Source organism: Anaerotardibacter muris (assembly GCF_943192915.1).
Lineage (GTDB): Bacteria > Actinomycetota > Coriobacteriia > Coriobacteriales > Eggerthellaceae > Anaerotardibacter > Anaerotardibacter muris.
Genome location: NZ_CALPCD010000006.1, coordinates 1 through 23,613 on the forward strand (window position 1 = coordinate 1; position 23,613 = coordinate 23,613).

The 23,613-nt window shown below is 55.2% G+C and carries 17 protein-coding genes; 12 read left to right on the forward strand and 5 right to left on the reverse strand.

Annotated elements, in window-relative coordinates; genetic code table 11:
* Nucleotides 1-257 precede the first annotated feature (257 nt).
* The 4 genes from NFR25_RS05850 (at nt 258) to NFR25_RS05865 (ending at nt 8,465) form a co-directional block, all read left to right on the forward strand.
* The gene (locus tag NFR25_RS05850; RefSeq protein ID WP_251198315.1) at nt 258-2,939 is read left to right on the forward strand and encodes a YhgE/Pip domain-containing protein; all 2,682 of its coding nucleotides are present in this window, start codon (nt 258-260) and stop codon (nt 2,937-2,939) included.
* Between the two features lie 3 nt (nt 2,940-2,942).
* The gene (locus NFR25_RS05855; protein ID WP_251198316.1) at nt 2,943-5,135 is read left to right on the forward strand and encodes a YhgE/Pip domain-containing protein; all 2,193 of its coding nucleotides are present in this window, start codon (nt 2,943-2,945) and stop codon (nt 5,133-5,135) included.
* 353 nt (nt 5,136-5,488) lie between these two features.
* Entirely contained in the window at nt 5,489-7,546 is a 2,058-nt protein-coding gene (locus NFR25_RS05860) for a CHAP domain-containing protein (RefSeq protein WP_251198317.1), read from the forward strand.
* A gap of 124 nt (nt 7,547-7,670) precedes the next feature.
* Entirely contained in the window at nt 7,671-8,465 is a 795-nt protein-coding gene (locus NFR25_RS05865) for an enoyl-CoA hydratase/isomerase family protein (RefSeq protein WP_251198318.1), read from the forward strand.
* A 73-nt stretch (nt 8,466-8,538) separates the two neighbouring features.
* Here NFR25_RS05865 and NFR25_RS05870 read toward each other — a convergent pair whose 3' ends face one another.
* Nucleotides 8,539-9,579, reverse strand: coding sequence for a CapA family protein (locus tag NFR25_RS05870; RefSeq protein ID WP_251198319.1), 1,041 nt, complete (start codon nt 9,577-9,579; stop codon nt 8,539-8,541).
* Nucleotides 9,580-9,910: 331 nt separating this feature from the next.
* On the opposite strand from NFR25_RS05870, the gene map reads away from it, so the two are divergent.
* Nucleotides 9,911-10,684: a type I methionyl aminopeptidase gene (map, locus tag NFR25_RS05875; protein WP_251198320.1), complete on the forward strand. Its 774-nt coding sequence runs from the start codon at nt 9,911-9,913 to the stop codon at nt 10,682-10,684.
* Nucleotides 10,685-10,916: 232 nt separating this feature from the next.
* Here the strand turns inward: map and xerD are convergent, their stop codons facing one another.
* The 3 genes from xerD to NFR25_RS05890 form a co-directional block, all read right to left on the reverse strand.
* Complete coding sequence (xerD, locus tag NFR25_RS05880) at nt 10,917-11,813, reverse strand: site-specific tyrosine recombinase XerD (protein ID WP_251198321.1); 897 nt, start codon at nt 11,811-11,813, stop codon at nt 10,917-10,919.
* 97 nt (nt 11,814-11,910) lie between these two features.
* Nucleotides 11,911-13,503 (reverse strand): CTP synthase, encoded by a 1,593-nt coding sequence (locus NFR25_RS05885; RefSeq protein ID WP_251198322.1) that lies wholly within the window; start codon nt 13,501-13,503, stop codon nt 11,911-11,913.
* 233 nt (nt 13,504-13,736) lie between these two features.
* The gene (locus tag NFR25_RS05890; RefSeq protein ID WP_251198323.1) at nt 13,737-14,699 is read right to left on the reverse strand and encodes an NAD(+)/NADH kinase; all 963 of its coding nucleotides are present in this window, start codon (nt 14,697-14,699) and stop codon (nt 13,737-13,739) included.
* A 59-nt stretch (nt 14,700-14,758) separates the two neighbouring features.
* Here NFR25_RS05890 and murJ point away from each other — a divergent pair, with 59 nt between their 5' ends.
* Nucleotides 14,759-16,363, forward strand: a complete 1,605-nt coding sequence (murJ, locus tag NFR25_RS05895) for a murein biosynthesis integral membrane protein MurJ (RefSeq protein ID WP_251198324.1) — start codon at nt 14,759-14,761, stop codon at nt 16,361-16,363.
* 51 nt (nt 16,364-16,414) lie between these two features.
* Here murJ and NFR25_RS05900 read toward each other — a convergent pair whose 3' ends face one another.
* Nucleotides 16,415-17,143, reverse strand: coding sequence for an Lrp/AsnC family transcriptional regulator (locus tag NFR25_RS05900; protein ID WP_251198325.1), 729 nt, complete (start codon nt 17,141-17,143; stop codon nt 16,415-16,417).
* 299 nt (nt 17,144-17,442) lie between these two features.
* On the opposite strand from NFR25_RS05900, the gene NFR25_RS05905 reads away from it, so the two are divergent.
* The 6 genes from NFR25_RS05905 (at nt 17,443) to NFR25_RS05930 (ending at nt 23,610) form a co-directional block, all read left to right on the forward strand.
* Nucleotides 17,443-17,934 (forward strand): hypothetical protein, encoded by a 492-nt coding sequence (locus tag NFR25_RS05905; protein ID WP_251198326.1) that lies wholly within the window; start codon nt 17,443-17,445, stop codon nt 17,932-17,934.
* A 401-nt stretch (nt 17,935-18,335) separates the two neighbouring features.
* On the forward strand, nt 18,336-18,767 hold the full coding sequence (locus tag NFR25_RS05910) for a division/cell wall cluster transcriptional repressor MraZ (RefSeq protein ID WP_251198327.1): 432 nt from the start codon (nt 18,336-18,338) through the stop codon (nt 18,765-18,767).
* A gap of 12 nt (nt 18,768-18,779) precedes the next feature.
* Nucleotides 18,780-19,748 carry a 16S rRNA (cytosine(1402)-N(4))-methyltransferase RsmH gene (gene rsmH, locus NFR25_RS05915; RefSeq protein WP_251198328.1) on the forward strand — a complete coding sequence of 323 codons (969 nt, stop codon included), beginning with the start codon at nt 18,780-18,782 and terminating at the stop codon, nt 19,746-19,748.
* A 74-nt stretch (nt 19,749-19,822) separates the two neighbouring features.
* A complete protein-coding gene (locus NFR25_RS05920; protein ID WP_251198329.1) occupies nt 19,823-20,290 on the forward strand; it encodes a hypothetical protein in 468 nt (155 codons plus the stop codon).
* A 3-nt stretch (nt 20,291-20,293) separates the two neighbouring features.
* Entirely contained in the window at nt 20,294-22,117 is a 1,824-nt protein-coding gene (locus NFR25_RS05925; protein ID WP_251198330.1) for a peptidoglycan D,D-transpeptidase FtsI family protein, read from the forward strand.
* Nucleotides 22,117-23,610 (forward strand): UDP-N-acetylmuramoyl-L-alanyl-D-glutamate--2,6-diaminopimelate ligase, encoded by a 1,494-nt coding sequence (locus NFR25_RS05930; protein WP_251198331.1) that lies wholly within the window; start codon nt 22,117-22,119, stop codon nt 23,608-23,610. The genes NFR25_RS05925 and NFR25_RS05930 overlap by 1 nt, the downstream gene beginning before the upstream one ends.
* The last annotated feature ends 3 nt before the right edge of the window (nt 23,611-23,613 follow it).

Here is a 23,613-nt window from a genome sequence, read left to right on the forward strand (position 1 = left end):
AGTTAAGCCCCTCTTCGCCGAAAGTACTGCGGTGTAGTCCGTGGGAGGATAGGGCGTTCTGCTCATGCAGGGCATTTCTTTTTGTCTATAACCGCTGTTCAGGCGGTTTTCTTTTTAGGTGCCTGAGTCAAAGGGACTCGTGCCTTCGGCGGCTCTTCCAAGCGCGATAACGCTTTCCATGATGTCTTTCATGCTGATTTTGATAACATCGTACTAATGTTTCTTCAAGAAGGCAGAAGAAGGGGTGAGCACCCGCGATGAAGAACGTCTTGCTCGTTCTCAAACGCGACATACTTCGTTTGCTCAAGGTTCCACCTGCGCTTGTTGTGGTGCTCTTCCTTATCGTCCTTCCATCCATCTATACCTGGTATAACGTTGCTGGCTTTTGGGATCCGTATGGGAATACGGGAGCACTGCGCGTATGCGTGGTGAATGAAGATGCTGGTGGCAGTTCAGAGATCACGGGTCATCTTGATGTGGGTGATCAGGTGGTTGATGGCTTGAAAGAGAATGACCAGCTCGACTGGCAATTCGTTGGGCGCGATCAGGCAATGGAAGAGCTTGCTTCGGGCAAGAGCTATGCGGTCTTCGTCATCCCTGAGGACTTCACGGAGAAACTGCTCACGATAACCACGGGCGACTTCCAGCGTCCCGATATCCTCTATTACGTGAACGAGAAGACAGGTCCGGTCGCACCCAAGATAACCGACACGGGCGCAAGCACGCTCGACCGTACCATCAACGCAGAATTCGTGGGAACGGTGAGCCATATTGCGGCTCAGACCATCGACGCGGCATCGGATGAGTCGCATGAGAAGCTCGTTTCGGTTAAGTCGAAGGCGCTCTCTGAACTTGATGAAGCCCTGGGTGCTCTCGGTTCGCTCGATCGCGCAGCCGACAGCGTGAAGGGTGCCACTGTCACAGCGAAAGAGAAGATCGCGGCCATCAATAACGATCTTTCTGAAGCGTACGGAAAGCTCGATCAAGCGAGTGCAGATCTGAAGAGCGCATCTCAACAGGCAAGCGATGCGGCAACGGCGTTGACGGCTTTTTCTGCGCAGGGGCAGGCATCGCTCTCCAAGATCACCACCAACCTCTCTCAGATGTCCACGCTCACCTCTACGGCCGTTTCATCGGGGCTTGCTTCTATTTCAGAAGCGAAGGGCGATGCGGATGCTGCTCTTGCCATGGCGCGTCCGCTCCTTGCGGAAAATGCTGCCCTGATCGAGGAACTTGAGCGGATCTATCAAACGCTTCCCGATTCCAATCCCGCTAAGCCGCAGCTCAGAACTGCTATCGACTCGCTTCAAGGGATGAATGAGTCGGCTACGGCCACTGTGGAGAGCCTTGAAGCACTCTCTGCCCAGCTTGGTGAGAGCATCGAGAGCCTGAAGCAAGCCAACACGGATTTCGCCACAGCCTCTCAAGAGCTGATCGGCATCGTCAATAGCACGGGTACCAAAGCGTTTACGGAAACGCTTCCTCAACTCGCGGGAGCGGTGACGAAGATATCGGGTTCAGCACGTGACCTGTCTGAAGTGGTCGCGCAGCAAAAGACATTGGTGAAGCAGTCACAAGACTTGGCGGGACAAGTGGTCTCGACCCTTGATACTGCAAACGAAGCGTTGGCGAAGACCCAGGAAGTGGGAGCGGCGGCTTCGAGCGACTTGAGCCAGGTGCGCACCGATATCGCAGCACTTTCGACTTCGGGATTCCTCGCGAAGATCATCGGGACCGAGGATCTGAATGCCGATGAGGTCGCAGCTTTCATGGCTTCACCTACCAGCCTCAAGACCGAACAGCTCTACCCGTTGACCTCTTACGGTGTAGCTATGGCGCCCTTGTTCATGAACCTGACCTTCTGGATCGGTGCCTTCATGTTGTTGATCATCTTGAAGCAGGAAGTGGATGGTCGCGGTATTCGCAAGCTCACGCTGACGCAGCGCTATCTTGGACGCTTCTGCCTGCTGGCTATCTTGGTGGTCTTGCAGTCGGCTGTGTGTTGCACGGGCTTGTTAGCCATGGGCGTGCAGCCGGTGAACATGCCCGCACTGTATGTGGCGGCGGCCGCATGCTCGCTTGCGTATCTGAGCATCATCTATTGCCTTTCGGTGACGATGCAACATGTAGGTAAAGGTATCTGTATCATCTTGGTGTTCGCGCAGATCCCTGGTGCGACAGGCCTTTATCCCATCGAGATGACCTCACCCTTCTTCCAGGCGATCTATCCGTTCTTCCCCTTCACCTATGGCATCGGAGCTCTTCGCGAAGCGATCTGTGGCTTCTATGGCTCGGACTACGTTACTTGCTTGGGCGTGTTGGCGTTGTTCTTCATCATCTTCATGGCGCTCGGCATCTTGTTGCGCCCGCTCTTGGCCAACGTGAATCGCATGTTCGCACGTCAGATCGAGCAGGGGGATATCTACAATGGCGAGAACGTGCACATTCCGGCGCGTCGCTATCGTATGCGCCAGGTGCTTTCGGTGCTTTCGGACCAGGAAGGCTTTCGCGACGATATCGTACGTCGTTATGAGCGCTTCGACAAATGGTATCCGCGCCTGATCCGCGGAGCTGTCGTTGTTGGCATCGTGGTGCCCCTGACGTTCACCATCGTATTTTCGCTGAACATGACGGAGAAGGTCGTCTTGCTCACCGCGTGGCTGATCTGGTTCGGCGTGGTGGCGGGCTTCTTGATCATCGTTGAGAATCTGCGCTACAGCATGCGCCGCCAGATGCGACTTGATTCGCTCGCGCCCGAGAAGTTGCAGCATCTCTATGAGGAGATGAGCGCGGGACGTCAGGGTCGTGAAGACACCAATGCTGATGCGGACTATCTGCTCGATCCCAATGATGTCATCGCGCTTCCTGGTGCGCATAAGGCGCGCAAGCACCATCGCAGCCAGAAAGGAAGCGGCGGCTTCGGGGGAGGTGAGCGATAGACGATGCGCAACGCTTGGCACATATTCAAGATGGATCTTCGCCATCTATTCGCCAACGTGGTGAACGTGATCGTAACGCTTGGTCTTATCCTGCTCCCTTCGCTGTTCGCGTTGTATAACATCATCGCCTGTTGGGACGTGTTCGATAACACCGGCAATGTGAAGGTGGCGGTAGCCAATACCGATGAGGGCTACCAGAGCGACCTTGTGCCATTGCGGGTGAATCTTGGCGAACAGGTGATTTCGCAGCTTCGCGCAAATGACCAGATCAAGTGGGAATTCGTCTCGGAAGAGGAAGCGGTCGACGGGGCTCGCGCGGGCCGGTATTATGCAGCAGTGGTCATCCCGAAGAGCTTCAGCGAAGATATGCTGACGTTCTACGACAGTGATGTTGACCATGCGCAGATCACCTATTATTCCAACGAGAAGAAGAATGTCATTGCACCGAAGGTGACCGATCAAGGGGCGAGCTCCGTTTCTTATCAAGTCAACGAAGCATTCGCTAAAGCGCTTTCTGAGATGTCGCTTTCCATCGTGAAGATGATGTCCACGTATCTTGACCAAGCGGGTGCTGATGTGCGTGTGGTGGCGCTGGCTACCCATATGGACGCGGTGGGCGACCAGCTTGACGGAGCCGCTGATGCTCTTGAGTTGTTCAGTGCCTTTGCGAGCTCAACGCAGCGTTCGCTCGATGCATCCTATGCGCTCATAGCTTCGACCCAGGATTCTCTGAAGGATATGACCGATGCGGGTCAGGGGGCGTTCGAGGGAACGTCCGAGGCGATCTCGGCGCTTGGTTCAGCTACGGATTCGTTCAAGGAAGCACTTGATGCGAGCGCAACTTCTTATGAGACGTTGGCGTCATCGGCAAAGAACGCTACTAATGCTATCGAAGGCTCGGCACAGCAGATGGCGCAGACCATGCGCGATCAGTCAGCTGCGCTCGATGGACAGATCGCCGCTTATCGTTCTATGGCAGAGATGCTTCGTCAGGTCGAAGGGCAGCTGCCAGCTGAACAGCAAGGAGCGGTGGAAGCTCTTGCGCAGCGTCTCGATGCAGCAGTGGTATTGGTTCAGAATATTCAGACCCAATTGAACAATGGCGCACAGTCGCTCGATGATGCGCGTACGCAGGCCGCGAGCGATCGCGAGGCGATAGAAGCGGCTGCTGCAGAAGCGAAGACCGAGCTCGAGGCGCTTTCAAGGCAGTACGATGAAGAGGTGCGGCCTGCGCTCGAGCAGCTCAAGGAATCTACTGCAGCTGCGGTGAATGCTTTCGATACGAGCCTTGGGAAGATCGAGAGCGCTGATCTTTCCAGCTTGACCGATCAAGGCCCCGCTTCGGTGCGCGGGCAGATGGCAGGCGCGTTCGCGCAGGCGAATTCCACAGCCGATCAGCTTCACGAAGCGGCCAACAAGCTGCGTGCGACCGCGAGCAAGCTGCGCGAGGCGGCTCAGGCAGGTGATTCGGCAACCCTTCAGGAGCTCCTGTCGGCCGATCCTGAGACCTTCGCAGGCGCGCTCTCTGCTCCAGTAGGCATCCATCGAGAGGCCGTGTTCCCTTCGCAGAGCTTCGGAGCATCGATGTCGCCGCTCTATGCAACGCTTGCTATCTTCATCGGATCGCTGCTCATCATGGTGGTGGTGAAACCGCGCGTTTCCCAGCGCGAACAAGACCAGCTGAAAGATCCGAAGCCGCGCCAGTTGTTCACGGGGCATTTCGGTGTCTGCGCGGTGCTCTCTCTCGCACAGACCACGCTGATGGCGTTAGGCAACATGTTCTTCTTGCAAATATCAGTGATGCACCCGCTCTTGTTCTTGCTGGCATATTGGTTCGCAGGGCTCGTGTTCACCTTCATCATCTATGCGCTGGTGGTGAGCTTCGCGAACTTGGGTAAGGCTATTGCGGTCTTGATGCTGATCGTTCAAGTGACAGGCTGTGGTGGCTCTTATCCATTGCAGATCCTGCCGTGGTTCGTGCAAGCGGTCAGCCCGTGGCTTCCCGCAACGCATGTGGTGAATGCGATGCGTGCGGCGATGCTCGGTATCTATCAGAATGACTATTGGATTTCCATGGGTGAGTTGGCATTGTTCCTGATCCCAGCAGCTCTTTTGGGATATGCGCTGCGAAAACCCCTGCAGAGATTCATGCAATGGTATGTGAACAAGGTCGAGAGCACTGGTCTTATCTCATAGCCGAGGGGGACGGAGGCAGTGGACAAAATGGGGGACAAAATGGGGGCGTAGCCCTTTTTGTCCACGAATCTTTCGGGGTGCTGCGGCCGCAGGGTAATGGCACATAATTTACCCGCTACCCTGTTCGCCCTACGGGCTCATGCGGCCGCTCTTCAGTTTTGTTTACGCGAATTCAGTTTCACTGAATTCTGTCTTTCAAGTTTGCTCTGCGAAGTAAATTCTGCGACCTTACCCTACATCCGCGGCACCGTGTGAGGTTTTTGACGAGGAGATTCGTTGCATCGGCGTGATGTGGTCGGGGTAGTCTGTATAATCGGTTTTAAGCAATCTTTCATTGATAGAGGTGTGATTCTTTGATTCGTTGTTCTTGTTGCTTTGGCCGTGAGTCCAAGCATTCTTTGCTGCGCGGGTTGAGCGCTATCGTTTTGGCCGCTTTGCTCTTTGTTGGTTCCGTTGCTTATGCGGATGAGGGGCAGGAGAATGCTCAGGCATCGGCAGATGTTGAAGTTGCGGCGTTGGTTGCTGAAGACGCGGCCACTCCAACGGATGCGGCGGAAGTTGCTGGCATCCAGGCGAGCAGTGAGTCGCAGGGAGAAGAAAGCCAGACTTCGAATGACGCTGACATAGCTGTGGTGGCTATTCCTGATGAACCGCAAGAATCGGACGCAGATGTTCCGCTTGATATTGAAGACGCTTCCGATTCGCCTTTGATCCCTGAAGGCTACGGCGCAGGATGGCAGCTCATCGATGGAACATGGTATTACTTCGATGCGGCTGGGATCGCAAAGACGGGCTGGCTGAAGACGGGTGGCAAGTGGTATTATCTCGACCCAGCAGATGCTGCTATGAAGACGGGTCTTATTGAAGTCGATGGGGTATGGTATGCCTGCGATGCTTCGGGCGCGATGGCGGCGAATCGCTGGATCCAGATCGGCACTGATTGGTATTACGCCACAGCCTCGGGAGCACTGAAGACTGGCTGGCATAAGTCTGGAGGCAAATGGTATTGGCTCGAGCCGACGAACAACGGCCTGATGGCAAGCGAATCATGGTTGAAGGATGGTACCGATTGGTATTATCTCACCGCATCTGGTGCCATGAAGACCGGCTGGCAACTTCATAAGAGCACCTGGTACTACTTGAATGCATCAGGGGCCATGGCAACTGGATGGAAGAAGCTTGGTGGCGTTTGGTACTACCTCGATCCAGCTAAAGAAGGCGCGATGAAGACGGGTCGCTATCAGGTCGATGATGTTTGCTATGTATCCAAAGCTTCGGGCGCGATGGCCTCCAACAGCTGGGCCCAGGTTGGCAGCGATTGGTACTATGCTAGCGCCTCGGGAGCTCTGAAGACTGGTTGGCATAAGTCAGGCGCGAAGTGGTATTGGCTTCAGCCTGATAAGGCAGGCTTGATGGCTTCAGGCGAATGGATCAATGACGGTAAGTCCGATTATTTCATGACCCATAGCGGAGCGATGTTCACGGGTGGTTGGTTGAGTCAGGGAAGTGCTGATGGCTTGGCCAATGGTATGTTCTTCGACAAGCAGAAGGTGATCGATATCGCGATGGCAGAAGTGGGCTATCGCGAAAAAGCGACCGATGCGCAACTGGATAGCAAGACCGCGAACGCGGGCTCGGGCAACCATACGAAATATGGTCGCGACATGCATGCGATCGATCCGGGCACCATGGAATACGCTGACATGTGGTGCGATGCGTTCGTCGATTGGTGCTTCGTTCAGGCGTTCGGTGTCGAGAATGCGCGCGGGCTCCTTGGTGGTGCCTTCAACGACTACACGCCTGTTTCCGCTCAGCTCTTCAAGGACCAGAAGTCGTGGTATACCTCTGCTCCGCAAGTTGGCGATCAGGTATTCTTCCAGAGCGGTGGACAGATCAACCATACGGGAATCGTGTATGCGGTCAGCAATGGGAAGATCTATACCGTCGAGGGCAATACTTCTAACTGCGTTGCCAAACGCGAATATGCTCTGAGCGCTGCAAGGATCGTAGGCTATGGACGCCCGCTCTACAATAATCGTGGCGATGACGGTAAGTTCGTGGCTGCCAAGGAATGGTGCTATCTGGATTCCTCAGGTGCTCGTGCTTCGGGCTGGGTGAAATCCCAAGGTAATTGGTATTATTTCGATCCATCGACCGGTCTTATGCAGCGTGGCAAGAAGGTGATCGATGGCAAGACCTATTCGTTCAATTCATCGGGCGTTATGAAGACTGGCTGGGCTCAGGAGAGCTCGAAGTGGTATTACTATGACAGTTCAGGCGCCATGCAGAAAGATGCGTGGGTGGGCGACTATTACGTCGGATCTGATGGTGTGATGGCAACCAATAAATGGATCGGCGACCGCTACGTTGACGCTACCGGTAAGTATGATCCCACGAAGCAGAAGGCCTAGCGAACTTCATGCGCTATGTCTCAATTGAGAGCGACGAACACTGTGCTGCGAACGCATACGGATCAAGCCATCAAGCTGAGCCTTTAGGAGCTCTTGGTGCTGTCCGATGACGAAAGGAATCTCGATGGATTATCAGAAGATCACCTACACGATCGAAGATGGCGTTGGGGTCATCGCACTAGTGTGCGAAGAGAATCTGAATGCGCTCGATATGCAGATGGGCGCTGAATTGCTCGATGCGATCAGTGATGCTGAGACCAACGATGCAGTGAAGGTGCTCGTGATCAAGGGATTGCCCCGTGCGTTTTCTGCAGGCGGCGACGTAGCGATGCTCCATGGGGTGCTGGAATCGGGCGAGCCTATCAAGATGGATGCCATGATGGAGAAGAACGGCATCATCACCGACAAGCTGAAAGCAATGGATAAGCTGGTCATCACTTCGGTAGCAGGCTCGGTGGCTGGCGCGGGCGTGAGCTTGGCGTTGAGCGGCGACTTCATGATCTGCGCAGATAATGCGAAGTTCATCTTAGCGTTCGTGAACTTGGCTCTGGTTCCTGATATGGGGCTTACGTATTTGCTGTCGAAGACCATCGGGCCAGCGCGTACGATGGATCTGGCGGTGACGGGTCGACCAGTCGATGTGACCGAGATGTACGATTGGGGCTTGGTCACGCGTATGGTGCCCAAGCATGATCTGGACGAGGCAACCATGAAGTTCGCGCGTAAGTTGGCCGCAGGACCATCGGTTGCTTATAAGAACATCAAGAAGCAGGTCTATGCCGCGAATTACGCGCAGTACAAGCAGTGGATCGATAGCATCGAAGTTCCGACCCAGTGCGAATGCGCCGATACTCACGACTTTCGCGAAGGTGTCTACGCCTTCATCGAAAAGCGCCCCACTGTTTTCAAAGGGGAGTAGCTGAAAGCCCTCTAGGGTGTTGCGCGCTTACCTTACACCCGCAGCACCGTGCCCGGTTTACGAGCAGGAGGGGTTAGAGGTTCGCGGCCATTTGGGCGATGGCTTCGGATGAGCGTTCGATCTTAGCAGCGATGCGTTCCTTTTCTTCGTCTGTTGCTGGAGCGGGCTGATAGTTGTTGCTCGAGCTCACTGACGAAATAGAGCAGGGGATCACCTCGGTGCTATCGACGCTTGCCTGATCACCTTGAACGGTGATGGTCGCCTGGAAGATCATGCAGTCCTTATCGCTGGGGTTCTTGTTGCCTCCAAAACAGAAATTACCCAAACTGTAGACGATCTGGTGTCCCTTGTACTCTTCGATGCCTTGGATAACGTGCGGATGCGACCCCACCACGAGCGTTGCACCTGCATCGATGGCTGCATGCCCCAGCTCCATCTGAACGCTGTCGGGTACGGTCTCACGCTCGGTTCCCCAGTGGAAATAGACCACGATCACCTGAGCACCTGCCTGCTTGGCAGTTTCGATGTTGTTGATCATCTCATCCTTGATGCCCGCTCCTTCGGCAAGCTCATATGTGCCGATGAGCGCCACCTTCACATCCTTCACGTCAAGATAGGCGATGCGATCGTAGCCGAAGGTGGGAATACCTGCCGCTTCAACGGCCTCGATAGTGTCGGTATAGCTTTGTTCGCCATAATCATGAGAATGGTTGTTCGCGAGCGATGCCGCTTCCACGTTTCCTTCGACCAGGATCTGCGCGTATTCGGGATCGGCTTTGAACGCGAAGGTCTTGTCTGCGCGCGTAGTGGAGTGCGTGAGCGTGCCTTCCATGTTCACGATGGTGGTGTCGTCGTTAGCGAAGATCTCGGCAACGTTTGCGAAGAAATAACCAGGGTCGTTCACGGCGTCGTATTTCGCGTTGAAGCTCGTGCTGCGGTCGAAATTCTCGTCGGTTCCCAGCGTGCAATCTCCAGCGAAAGAGAGCGTGATGGTCTGAGAAGGGCTGGCGGCACGATCAGATGCGGCAAGAGGCACATCGCTGCTATCGGCCGATCCATCGCTCGAGCAAGAAGAGACGCTCAGGACCAATGCGATGATCGCTATGATGATCACACCGACCACGATAAGGGGAATGAGACGACTTGGACCCGTGGAGCTAGCTGCTGCAGTGTGGGCTTCAGTACGGCCTGAAGTGCGGATCTGCGTTGCGGAACGAGCGGAAGTTGTACGAATAGAGGCGTGATCTTGCGAAGAAGAGGTTCTCGCCTTTGTACGCGCTGCAGCCTGCGTTCTTCTTCGGGGTGTGGGATTGGGGCGCCTTGTAGGACGATAGTCTGGTCTTTTATTGTGAGAATCTGGCATAGACAACCTTTTTCTTAGTAAGCTAGAGACATAGTAGCAGACAATCTCCGACGCTCGCTTTAGTGGCGGGAAGGTATTCGATATGATCATCAAGAAGTCTCCGCGCGAGATCGAAGCAATGGCGAAAGCGGGCGAACTGAGCGCAAAAGCACTGCGCATAGCGGGTGCGGCAGTAGCTCCGGGCGTTTCAACGCTTGAGCTCGATCGCATTGCTGAAGAGGTTATCCGGCAGGGTGGGGGCATTCCTGCATTCAAAGGCTATGGCGGATTCCCTGGCTCGATCTGTGCTTCGGTGAACGAGCAGATCGTACATGGCATCCCTGCCGAGGGCGTTATCCTGCAAGAAGGCGATATCATCTCCATCGATACGGGTGCTACGGTCGGTGGCTGGGTGGGCGATAACGCCTGGACGTTCGCTGTGGGCAAGATCTCGCCCAAGAAGCAGCGGTTGCTCAAAGTGACCGAAGAATGCATGTGGGCAGGTATCGATGCTGCGCGTCCAGGAAACCACTTGGGTGATATCGGGCACGCGATCCAGCAGATCGCTGAAGCGAATGGGTATGGCGTGGTGCGCGAATATGTGGGTCATGGCATCGGGCGCGTGATGCATGAAGAGCCGAATGTGCCTAATTACGGACGCAAGCATTCGGGGGTCCCGCTCGAGGTGGGCATGGTGTTGGCCATCGAACCGATGATCAACATGGGTACGTATAAGACCAAGCAGATGCCTGATGGGTGGTTGGTTTGCACGCGCGATGGGAAACCTTCGGCGCACTTCGAGAAGACAGTGGCTATCACTGAAGATGGGCCGCTCGTGCTCACCGTCGAGCCTGATCATCGCAGGCCCATAGATTAAAGCGAATCTTCCGGGGTGCTGCGGCTGCAAGGTAATGCTGCATAACTTACCCGCTCCGCTGTTCGTGTAGACAAAAGGGCTATGCCCCCAATTTGTCTACACTCATGCGCTGCACTGCCTCATGCTCATTTATGCGAACCCGCTTCCAGCAGGTTCTATCTTTTCAAGTTAGTGTTCAGAGTAAGTTCTGCACCCTCACCTTACATCCGCAGCACCGTGCACTATCACCAGGTTATTCTTGCGCGCGGGGGTGAGCGGAGAGGTACTCTTCTTTGATGTGGCTCATCTGCACGTGTGTGTAGATCTGGGTGGTGGCGATGTCAGCGTGACCGAGCATGTCTTGGATCGAGCGCAGGTCGGCTCCGCCTTCGAGCAGGTGTGTGGCGAAGGAATGACGCAGGGTGTGTGGGTGGAGGTTCTTCACGCCGATCAACAGACCTGCATTCGAGACGATCTTGTGCACGCTTTGACGTGTGAGCCTTCCACCGCGCGCATTCAGGAACAGCGCATTGTTTCCTGTAGTCTTTGCGCTAACAAGCTCGGGGCGCGCGTCGTTCAGGTAGTCGATCAGACGCTCGAATGCGATGCCGGAAATGGGCACCATGCGTTCTTTGCTGCCCTTGCCGAATACGCGCAAGAATCCGTCTTCTAGCAGCACGTTTCCCTGATCGAGGTTCACCAGTTCGCTTACGCGCAGACCGCAGCCATAGAGCATCTCAAGGATAGTGATGTCGCGCTTGCCGATGATGGTTGAGGTATCCACTTTGTCGAGCATGGTAGAAACTTGATCGATAGAGAGCACATCAGGAAGACGCCCTGGTTTCTTCGGTAGGGGAATAGCCTGAGCCGGATCGCTCTTCACGTAGTTCTCGCGCAGCGCAAACCGGTGCAAGCCCTTGATGGCAGACAGGCGGCGTTCGATGGTTGACACTGCGAACCCCTGATCGAGCAAGCTTTTCTGGAATGCCAAGATGTCATCGCGCTCGATCTGCTCGATCGTGGTCTTGCCGCGTGATTCGAGGAATTCGCGATAGGTGGTCAGATCCTTGTTGTATGCATCGATGGTAAGAGGCGAAGCTCCACGTTCGATGGCCATGTAGGCGAAGTATTCCTCGATGAGTTGTTCCATGCTCTCATTGTAATGCGCTCTGCATCACTCGAACAAGGTACAGACGTTAGGGCATGATGGCTGCTTACGGTGATAACATGCCGACCGAGCGCATCGATCAAGCACGCGCGGCTTCGACGAAGCCCATGAAGAGCGGATGTGGCTTGGTGGGGCGGCTCTTGAATTCAGGGTGCCCCTGGCTTGCTACGAACCATGGATGATCAGGCAGTTCGATCATCTCAACCAAGCGCTCATCAGGTGAAACACCTGAGATCACCAAACCTGCCTTCGTGAGCGTATCGCGATAGGTGTTGTTCACTTCGTAGCGATGGCGGTGGCGTTCGTAGATAAGATCTTCGCCGTATGCGCGGTGAGCCTGCGTCCCTGGCGCGACCTTGCACGGATACGCTCCCAGACGCATCGTGCCACCCTTGTCCTCGACATCCTCCTGCTCAGGCATCAGATCGACCACGCGATAGGGTGCCCCTTCGTCAAACTCAGCCGATGTGGCCCCTTCGAGCCCCGCCACGTTTCGTGCGAATTCGCATACCGCAGCCTGCAGACCCAGGCAGATCCCTAGGAAGGGAATATCATGTTCGCGTGCGTAGTGCGCCGCTTCGATCTTGCCCTCGAACGCACGCTGGCCAAAACCGCCCGGTACCAGGATGCCTTGCATAGAACCGAGCATCTCGTCGGCGTTGTCTGCATTCAGCTCTTCGCCATCGATCAGGTGCACGTCAACATCCATACTCTGGGCGATGCCCGCATGATGCAACGCCTCGATGATCGAAAGATAGGCGTCAGGTAGGCTCACATATTTGCCCACGATGGCGATGTCCACCGTGCCCTCGCATGCATCGCGCGCTGCCAGGAACTCTTGCAGTGGCGTGATGTTGATGGGTGCCACTGGCAGCCCCAACCGCTCGAGTACTTGCACGTCGAAATCTTGTTCGGCCAGCATGACCGGTACTTCGTAAATAGAAGGCGCGTCAGTGCACGAGAGCACTTCACGTGGTGCAACATCGCAGAACAGTGCGATCTTCTCGCGCGTAGCGCAGGTTATCTCATGGTCGGAACGGCACACGATGAAGTCAGGTTGCACGCCCAGTGAGCGCAGCTCCTTCACGCTGTGCTGCGTGGGCTTGGTCTTCACCTCGTGCGCCGCCGCGATGTAGGGCACCAATGTCACGTGCACGAAGCAGACGTCGTCAGCGGGGCGTTCCTTCTTGAATTGGCGTGCCGCCTCGATGAAGGGTAGCGACTCGATATCGCCGATGGTGCCGCCGATCTCTGAGATGACGATGTCGGCGTTCGATTGGTCGGCAATGCGATAGAGGCGCTCTTTGATGGCCTCGGTAACATGGGGAATGACCTGTACGGTTCCACCCAGAAAGTCGCCGCGACGTTCGCGTGCGATGAGCGTCTGATAGATCGACCCTTGGGTGAAGTTCGATTCCTTGGACAGGTTCTCATCGATGAATCGTTCATAATGGCCCAGGTCAAGATCCGCCTCTTGGCCATCATCGGTGACGAAGACTTCGCCATGTTGAAACGGCGACATAGTGCCTGGGTCAACATTCAGGTAAGGGTCCATCTTCTGCATGGTCACCTTATATCCACGCGCTTTCAGCAGATGCCCGAGCGATGCTGCGGTGATGCCCTTGCCTAGCGACGATACCACGCCGCCCGTCACGAAGATGTGCTTAGCCATGATGCTCCTTCACGGTGAACGTCCCTGCATGGGTGGTTCTTTCGCCCATGGGTGGGTGCCGCTGTTGCAGACGGTCCAACCGTTATTTGATTCTACGAGCAAAGAGGCTCTTGATGCGCAAGATGAAACCTGGGTTCACACGCATTTAATCTGTTGGAAATAGAGCGTGAGCTTGACGGGGCGAGCAGCTTCGGCCCGCTTGCTCTTCGAAGCGCAGTTCGCTCGAGCGTCTGTTAGGACTTGAAGAATGTATCCGACGCGTGAGCGTAGAATGACTTGGGCTGGTAGCGCAGCAGCAACGTTGGCTCATCGCCTGTGGCTACCACCACCTTGCGCACGGGAGAATTCAGCTCGATGCGCTCACCGTCGATGAACAAGGTGGCTGCACGATTCGCCAGAGAGGCATCAAGATCGATCTCGACCACATCTGAAGCGCCGGTCACCATGGCGCGTGATTGGAGCGTGTGGGGTGCGATCGGTACTGCTACCAGGCCCTGGAAGCTTGGATCGACCAGTGGGCCGCCAGCTGAGAGCGCGTATCCGCTCGATCCCGTGGCCGAAGCAACGATCAACCCGTCGCCGCGCATGTTGCCGATGCGTGCGCCAGAGATGCTGTAAGTGAAGTCGATGATGCGTCCTTGGTCGCCGCGCGCGATGACCATCTCATTCAAGGCGAAGAACTGTTGTGGCTTGGTATCTTCGCCCTTCAAGATAGGATCGGATGCCAGCGAATCAGCTGCCAGGAGATCAGCCGCAAGCGACTCTTCGCGAACATCGTTAGGGGAAGCTTCGCTGGCGGCATCGTTTTCGCAATAGACCTCGATGCGTAGGTTGGTGCGCGCTTCCACGGTAACTTCACCTGCGAGCGCAGCGCTTACGATAGCGATCACGCCTTCATCGTTGGGGTTAGCCATGAAGCCCAGATGTCCGAAGTTGATGCCCAAGATGGGAATGCGCTGGGTGCGGATCTGGTCGGCGGTGCAAAGGATGGTGCCATCGCCCCCTAAAACAACCGCTAGATTGAAAGCTGGTTCGTCAACCGAGGCATCTTGGTCGATAATAACGTGAGGGGAGCGCAGCTCGTCACAGTCGTAGGTCTGATATTCGATGCCTTGCTTATCGAAGAATGCCTCGAGCAGATATGATGCTTCGATCGCTTTTGGGTTGAAGTTGTTGCGAACGATCAGGATGCGCATGTGATTTCCCTTAACATGGTTTGTCGGATCAATTAATTATAGTCGCATAAAGAGGACCCGTGGCAAACGATTCAAGTTCCAACATCATCAAGAATACCAGCCTGATCACGCTGGCCACGCTCGCTTCGCGCGTTACGGGCTTGGTGCGCACATGGGCCATGGCATTCGCGCTTGGCAACACGGTGTTGGCTTCGGCATATAACATCGCCTACAACATGCCGGCGATGATCTATGAATTAGCTGCTAGTGGCATCTTAGCAACGGCGTTCCTGCCGCTCTATCTGCTCCAGAAGGAAAAGAATGGCGATGGGGGAGCGCAGACGTTCGCGTCTAACATGATCACGCTCACAGCTATCGTGTTGGGCGTGCTGGCGTTGGCGTGCTCCATCTTCTCGGCGCAGGTCATCGAGACGCAGACCTTTGCGGGCGGCGATCCAGCCGCCAAGGAGATGGCGGTCTTCTTCTTCCGGGTGTTCGCGGTGCAGATCCTGCTCTATGGTCTGGGTGCGGTCATCTCGGGCATCTTGAATGCGGAACGCTCCTATCTTGCTCCGTCGCTCGCGCCTGTAGTGAACAATCTGGTGGTCATCGTGACCATGTTCGGCTTCGTGCCGCTTTCGGCGTGGGATCCCACGTTCGCAATGTGGTGGTTGGCAGTGGGTACCTCGGTGGGCGTGTTGGTGCAGTTCGGCGCCCAGGTGCCGGCGCTCATCAAGCGCGGTGTGCGTTTGCGCCCTTACGTGAACCTGCGCGATCCCATGCTGGTGGAGGCATTGAAGGTCGCAGCACCGATGTTCCTCTACATCGCGGGTACTATGATCACCTTCTCCTGCAAGAACGCCTTCGCGCTGCAGGCCACGCCCAATGGTCCATCAACGCTGAATTACGCCTGGATGTGGTATCAGCTACCCTATGGCGTCATTGCGGTCTCTCTGGGGACCACGCTGCTCACCGAACTCTCCGATTGTGCAGCGCGCGATGATTGGCCGGGTTTTCGCCGTTATATCTCCAGCGGTCTTCGCAATACGTTCTTCTTGATGATCCCGCTTGCGGCCATGGTGTGTGGCTTGGCATTTCCTCTCATGCAGATGTTCCAGGCGGGCGCGTTCAATGCTGAAGACACTCAAACGGTCGGCGTGATCTTGATGGTCTGGACGTTCAGTCTGCCGTTCTACGCGGGGTATATGTATATGTATCGCGTGTTCGCGGCCATGCGCAAGTTCGTGCAATTCGCGCTAGTCGACTTCCTGCTGCGTTTCGTGCAGGTGTTCTTCTACTGGTATCTGTGCTCGGGCCCTGTCGGTCTTGCAGGCATCCCTCTGACGGACTTCTTCTTCTACGGCGTGATGTTCGTGGTGTGCTCGATCATCGTGCGCAGCAAGGTGGGGTCCTATGGGAATGGTCCTATCATCAGCATGTTCGTGAAGACTGCGATCGCAAGCGTCATCGCAGGGGTGGTAGTGTTCGCGCTCTCGCAGTTCGCGCTCGGAGCGTTTCCGCTCACAGGGGCTGCGGCCATCATCGAAGCGGTCGTGGTGGTGTGCGGTTGTGGCGTGATCGGGCTCGTTATCGCGTTCGGCCTGTGCAAGCTGCTGCGCGTTCCCGAATATCAGCTTCTCGGCTCGATCCTCGGCAAACTGAAACGCAAGCTCCTCCGCCACTAACCGGGGACAGGATCAGGCTGCGAATCGCCTGGTGTGCTGCGGTTTGATCGCTTAATCCGTTAGGCGCCAGTAACCAGCTTTATTGGAGCCGATACGCTCGATGAATCCATATTCGCGCAGACGGCGAAATGAGCGACGTACGGTGCTCTCGCTCACGCCAAGCACTTCGGCGATACGCAGAGCCGTCACGCGGCCGTTGGTCTCGAGCGCTTTCAAGATGAATTCATCGGTACTGGTCATATTCAAGCCATTGGCAGCGGCGATAGAGCGCTCTTTGAAGGTGACCTTTCGGTCGATGCTAGGGTCGCTGCCATGTTGAAGCTGGTGCGCTGGTGCGTGCGGCGAGCTTTCCTGATCAGGGGAAGTGGTGTTCTCAGGGCTCTCTGGCGATGATCCGAGGTGGTCCGTGGACTGCCAGTCTTTGAACAGGCGGGTAAGGATGTCCTTGGTCACCACGGTGTTGATGCCGTCGGTATACAGATAGTAGTTGTTGCGATAGCGCAGGGGAAAATCGGCGGCAGGAACGATGATCTCCAGACAGAGCTCGGTGCCGTCCATGACCGGTTCGGTAGTGCAGGCAAGACCAAGTTCGCGTTGGGAAAGACGCGGGATCGATTCGAAGCTCTTGCGAATATGTTTGATGCGCCGTGCGCTGTTATCGGCGCTCGGAGACATCATCAGGCTGCCTCCACCCGCGTTGGCTATGCCGCAGAGCAGAGCGATATCTTCTTCGCGCCATTCGGAACGGCGTACCACTAATTCTTTCGATGAGTCTGGCATCTAAGTTCTGTTCCTCTTGTTCTTGCAGGTCAACTTATCCTGTCATTATTCTATCATTCACCACGAAGCGAACGGATATGAGTTGATTCGTGCGTATGTAATAGCCCATGAATGAGCGATGCCGAAAAGTCCCCAAAATGTACCGCTCGAAAAATAGCCCCTGTTCGCAGGTGATTTCCTACCAAGGCACCCACGCGAGACTGTGATAAAACTGTCGAGGGGAGATTCCCGCAATCATGAAAACCTATCAGTATCGTTCCTGCCGCATTTTGAAAAAAATGTCGTGGGGGGGGGTATCAATGAAAAAGAGCAATTGGATCATCGTTGCGATCTTGGTCGTGGCTTCGATAGTCTTCTTGGCAATGTGGTATGCACTTGGCTTCAATCTGGTCGATGATCCGCTCGATCTGGTGGTCACCATCGTTTGGTGGGTCGTGATCATCGCGGTTTGCGTCTTGATCAAATGGTCCGAGAACAAACGCCGCCGTTTCATCCGCACGTCTTTTCTGGGCTCAGGCGTTATCTACAATCCTGAAGCGGGCATCGTACGCGTTGAATCTGAAGCGTATGTCCCTGCACTTCAGCGCGTGCTTCGTAATCTGGAATACTCTTTCGACGAGAAGAACGTTTCCAACGATCAGCGTATCCGTTTCACCTATATCGTTCGTACGGATAAATTCGCTGACAATGGCAATACCTGGGTGGGCGAAGTGGTGAAGGTGTCTAACCCTGATGATGTTCGTCGCTTCAATAGCAAGGTCGAGCTCGAACACCTTGTGAATGCGGCTTAGTCCCGCCTTAACGATCCAGTCGAGTCAAGCGCCCTTCGGGGCGCTTTTTATTTGCTGTGAGCATGCTCCATTTGCCCGATGATCTTGCATCCCACTTTGGGGCGAATCCGTGCCCTTTCCGTTCGTTTTGAGGTGAAAGAGAAGCAGTTCTTGGCGTGAATGGCAGCATTTTTGCCGCCTTATCAAAAAATTCTCCCACTTCGTTCCACCAAACCACACCCTATATCTAGACATATATTCAAAAGGAATACACAACATATAGTGTTATGCAGAAATTCCTGGTCAAAAGTGGGGGAGCAAGTGGGAGAAAAGTGGGGCAAAATCCCATTTTGTGTTGCATTGTGGACCTATTCGGATTAAAATAACGGCAGCGGAGAGTCTAGTTTTGAGAGGAGTGAGTAATGAGTGAGCTCTTAGGCGAATACCGTCACAAGATGGATCCCAAGGGTCGCTTGTCGCTTCCATCTTCTTTCAGAAAAGTGCTCTCACAGGATCTCAGGATCACCCCGGATCCAGAAAACCAATGCCTCTACGTCTTCGAGGTCGAGGACTACTCCAACTGGGTAGAGGGCCTCTTTGAAGGGGAGGGTGGCTTTGACGTCAGCAGCAAACGCAAGTCTGCGCTGCGTAAGGTACTCAATTCTCGTGTGAGGAACTGCGAGATTGATAACTCGGGCCGTATCCACCTTACTCCCGCTCAGCGAGAGATCGCTGGGTTGAAGAAGGACGTGGTTTTCGTGGGCGATGAGGATCATTTCGAGATCTGGGACGCTAAGCGCTGGGATGAATTCGTCGGCTCTGTCGATCTGGCATCGCTGATGAGCGAATCCTAGAATGCTTGCACAGTGACAAACGAATATCGGCATATACCTGTACTGCTCGATGAATGCCTTCAAGGTTTGGAGCTTTCTCCGGGCAAGACATACGTCGATGCAACCCTTGGGGGAGCGGGCCATTCGCTTGCAGCAGCTAAGCTCATTGGTCCGACCGGACACCTCATCGGCATCGACCAAGATCAGGTAGCACTGGATGCAGCCACTGCACGCCTCTCGGCACTGCCCGACGACGTTCGACCAGAGATAGATGTGCTCTACGGTAACTTCGGAAAGTTGGACGAACTGCTCTTGGAAGCAGAAGTCCCTTCGATAGATGCCATCCTTTTCGACATCGGCGTTTCATCGGTGCAGATCGATACACCTTCTCGCGGCTTTTCCTTTAAGGAAAGTGGCCCACTCGATATGCGGATGGATCCGAGTAAACACACTATAACCGCAGCAGAGATCATCAACACCAAAAACGCAACAGATCTCGCTCGGATCATCCGGCAATATTCAGATGAGAAGTGGGCGAGCCGCATCGCGGAGTTCATCGTGAAGGGTCGCGAAAAGGAGCCTATCACCGAAAGCGAGCAACTGGTCGACATCATCAAGGCGGCAGTTCCAGCTTCAGCGCGTCGAAGCGGAGGACATCCGGCAAAACGGACGTTCCAGGCTTTGCGCATCGAAGTGAATGCGGAACTCGATATGCTCCGTGCAGGGTTGGAAGCAGCCATTCGCTGGCTCGCACCAGGCGGTCGTATCGCGGTGATCAGTTATCATTCGCTGGAAGATCGCATCGTGAAGGATTGCTTCAAAGATTACGCTCAAGGGTGTACCTGTCCGCCTGACCTACCCGTATGTGTCTGCGGGAACAAGCCGATACTCAAACAGATCACACGCAAGCCCATCGTGCCGAACGCGGACGAGATCGCCCGCAATCCGCGCAGCAGGAGCGCCAAGCTCCGAATCGCGCAACGACTCGATGAACTAACTTAGCGGTCATGCCCAACCTGGCAAAGCAGGGCATGTTCGCATCGTGTTCTCGATTTGCCTAAAGGAAGGTGAAACCTGTGGCAGGAGCACCAGCATATCGCTACGATACTGCCGTGCAACAGCCAGTGCGCGAACGCGTGCAGCCTTCTGTTCGTGTCGTTCCTGGTCAGAAGCAGGAAAAACATTCCACTCTTTCCAATTTTCATGTGGTGGTGGTGAAAGCCGTCGTCGCTGTTTTGGCTGTTGTCCTTTGCATCGGCTTCATTCAGGTCGGGTTGGCCTCTGCGGCGTATAGCGCCGCCTCAGCTTCGAGCGAGCTGCGCTCAGAGATCGCAACCATGCGCTCGGAAGGTCAGTCCTTGGCTGTGCAGAAATCCCTGATCGCAAGTCCGAGCAATCTTCGTACCATGGCAACTGAAGAATTGAAGATGACTGCCCCAGGAGCTGCGGCAACCATCACGCTCGAGCCTGATGTGGTGGCCATCGATGCTTCAGGAAATCTTTCATTGACGCAAAGCATCGCGCAGGCAGCTGCGTTGGAGTAGCCTATGCCGTATTCGAAGAAGCCCCGCAAGGGAAGATCTTCCTATGAGAATCCTTCTCGTTCGTCGTATCGCACGAATCGCGCTACGCCTGGTCATTCAGCTCCTCATCAAACCTATAATCTTTCGTCGCAACATGCTCATGGTGGATCGGCGGTCATGGAGACCTCACCCAATCGCCTGAGCATTTTGCTCGTTATACTGCTGATATTCGCCATCGTGGTATTCGGTCGTTTGGTCTGGGTCCAGATCATCGATGCGCATGCTATCGAGAGCGGAACCTCGCAGCGTACCGTTACCGTTGACGTAGAACCGCGCCGTGGCACCATCTATGACCGCAACGGTGTGGTGCTCGCCACAACTGTCGATGCATACAATCTGTTCTGCCACCCCCATGAAGTTCAGGATTCAGGAAGTGTGAACGCCCTGGTGAACGCCTTGGTACAGGCTTGTGGCGGCGATGCTCAGGAATACCGCGACAAGATCGAACAGAACACCAACTTCGTTTACTTGGTCAAAGGCGTTGATGAGGATCAGCTGAAGAAGATCAAGGATCTGAAGATCGAAGGCTTCGATTATGAGAAGACCTCGAAGCGCATCTATCCCTGTGGGGCCATTGCGAGCCAGATCGTTGGCGTGGTGAATAACGAAGGCGAACCGCTCTCTGGCCTCGAACTTTATTACAACGACATCTTAGGTGGTACGCCTGGCAAGAAGACCACCATGTACAGCAAGGAGGGTGTGCCAGTTCCCGGCGCTACTCAGATCGAAGCTGAAGTGGTCAACGGTCAGGATATCGTGGTCTCTATCGACATCGAGCTGCAAGAGCGTGTTGAGAAGGCCGTGCTCAAGCGCACAGAAGAAGTGGAAGGTGAAACAGGTTTCGGCGCAGTGATGAACGCTGATACGGGCGAGATCTTAGCTTGCGCATCGGTGCCCACCTTCGACATCACCGACTTGAGCAAGGTGGAAGAGGGCGCAACGAACCTTTCGGGTATTTCGCATCACTATGAACCAGGTTCGGTCTTCAAGGCGGTGACCATGCTCGCGGCTCTGGAAGAAGGAACCACTACCGCAGGTCAGAGCTATTATTGCCCATCCGTCTTGGAAGTAGGGAAGGACAAGATCACCGACTCCCATGAACGCGAGAGCATGGATATGACCACCACGAAGATCATGGCTGATTCTTCGAATATCGGCATGTCGCTGATCGCGCGCGATCTGACCTTCTCCAAGTTCTATGAGTATCTTCAGAAGTACCGTATCGTGGATGACACGAACGTAGACTATCCTGGCGCTTCCAATGGGTATCTGGCCCCGCGTGACAAGTGGACCGAAGTGCAAGGTTATAACATCAGCTTTGGCCAGGGTCTTGAGATGTCGCCGCTGCAGATCATGCGCTTCTACGGCATCTTAGCGAGCAACGGCACCTATACGCAGCCGCACTTCTTGCTCGATGTTCCTTCAGACAATGAAGAGATCCTCTATCCGACCGAGAAGATCGTCGACAACGACAAGGCTATCGACGATATGGACGAGATGCTCGAAGCAGTGGTCGAGAACGGCACGGGCACCGATGCGGCGATCAAGGGCTATCGTGTAGCAGGCAAGACGGGCACTGCTGAGGTGGCAAGCCCGACCGGCGGCTACAAGAAAGACGTTTACAACATCTCCTTCGTGGGCTATCTTCCCGATGCATCGACCAAGCTGGTCTGCTTCGTGGGAGCTACTGAAGTGCCGGGCGAACGTAAGACCGTTTCGGCATTCCAGGACATCATGAAGTTCGCGATCGACCGTTATAGCATCACGCAAGACCAAGGTGCCCTATGATGACCAAGACATGTGCAGAATTATTCCAAGGCTTCGATCATACGCTCATCGGCGATGCTGATCGCAAGGTGAGCGGGATCGCCTATCAGAGCAACAAGGTTGAGCCAGGCGAGGCGTTCTGTTGTATCGTCGGGCTGAAGAGCGATGGTCACGCATACGCCCAAGACGCAGTGGATCGTGGTGCATCGGTGCTGATCGTGGAGCGCATGCTCGATCTTGAAGGCGCTGACGAAGTGACCTTCGTGCTGGTATCAGATTCACGCAAGGCCATGGCGCATGCAGCCGCTCAGTTCTATGACAACCCCTCGAATGATCTTGCGCTCGTGGGCATCACGGGCACGAACGGCAAGACCACCACGGCTTATCTGGTGAACAGCATCGCACGTGCATTGGGTAACACTACGGGCTTGATCGGTACCGTGGGCATCCTGATCGACGGGGAAGAGCTACCTGCAGAACACACCACTCCTGAATCGTGCGACCTGCAGTGCTTGTTCGCCAAGATGCGCGATGCGGGTTGTAGCGTGGTTGCTATGGAAGTGAGCTCGCACGCGCTCGCACTCGAGCGCACATGGGACACCCATTTCGCGGTCACTGCTTTCACGAACTTGACCCAAGATCATCTGGACTATCACAAGACGTTCGAGGCTTACTTCGAAGCGAAGCGCCGTTTGTTCTCTACCGACTATCCCGCTAAACGCGTGATCAACATCGATAGCTCGTGGGGTGAGCGCTTGGTAGAGGATGCGCTCGAGCAGGGTGATGCGGTCATCACTACGGGCATGGCCGAAAATGCTGATATCCATCCAGTGCGCATAGCCTATGATGTAGCGCGCACGCGCGTGGTGCTCAACGTTCAAGGCACCGTGCTCGAGATAGAGTATCCGCTGGTAGGCCGCTTCAATGTTGAGAACGTTATGACCGCTTTTGGCATCTGCTTGCAGCTCGGATTCGACATGCGCGATATCGCTCATGCGCTCGAGAATGTAGCGGCGGTTCCTGGTCGCATCGAGCGCGTGACGCTCGAGGCAGATCAAGTTAGCCAGCGCGCTCAAGATATCTCAGTCTATGTCGACTATGCTCATACGCCTGATGCTTTGGAGAAGGCCATCGCTTCAGTGAAGCAGCTCTCTCAGGGCCGCACCATAGTGGTATTCGGTTGTGGCGGCGATCGCGATGCCACGAAGCGTCTGCTCATGGGCGAGAAGGCGCTCGAGGCAGACGTGGTGGTGGTCACTTCGGACAATCCACGCACGGAAGACCCGAACGCGATCATCGAAGATATCCTCGTTGGTATGCGTGGACATGAAGAGCGCTTCAGCGTCGAGCCTGATCGGAGGCTGGCTATCCGTCAGGCGATATCCTTGGCAAATCCAGGCGATGCGGTGCTGATCGCGGGTAAGGGTCACGAAGATTACCAGATCATCGGCACCGAGAAGCACGATTTTGACGATCGTGTGGTAGCGCGCGAAGAATTGGCATCGTTGGGGTAGCGT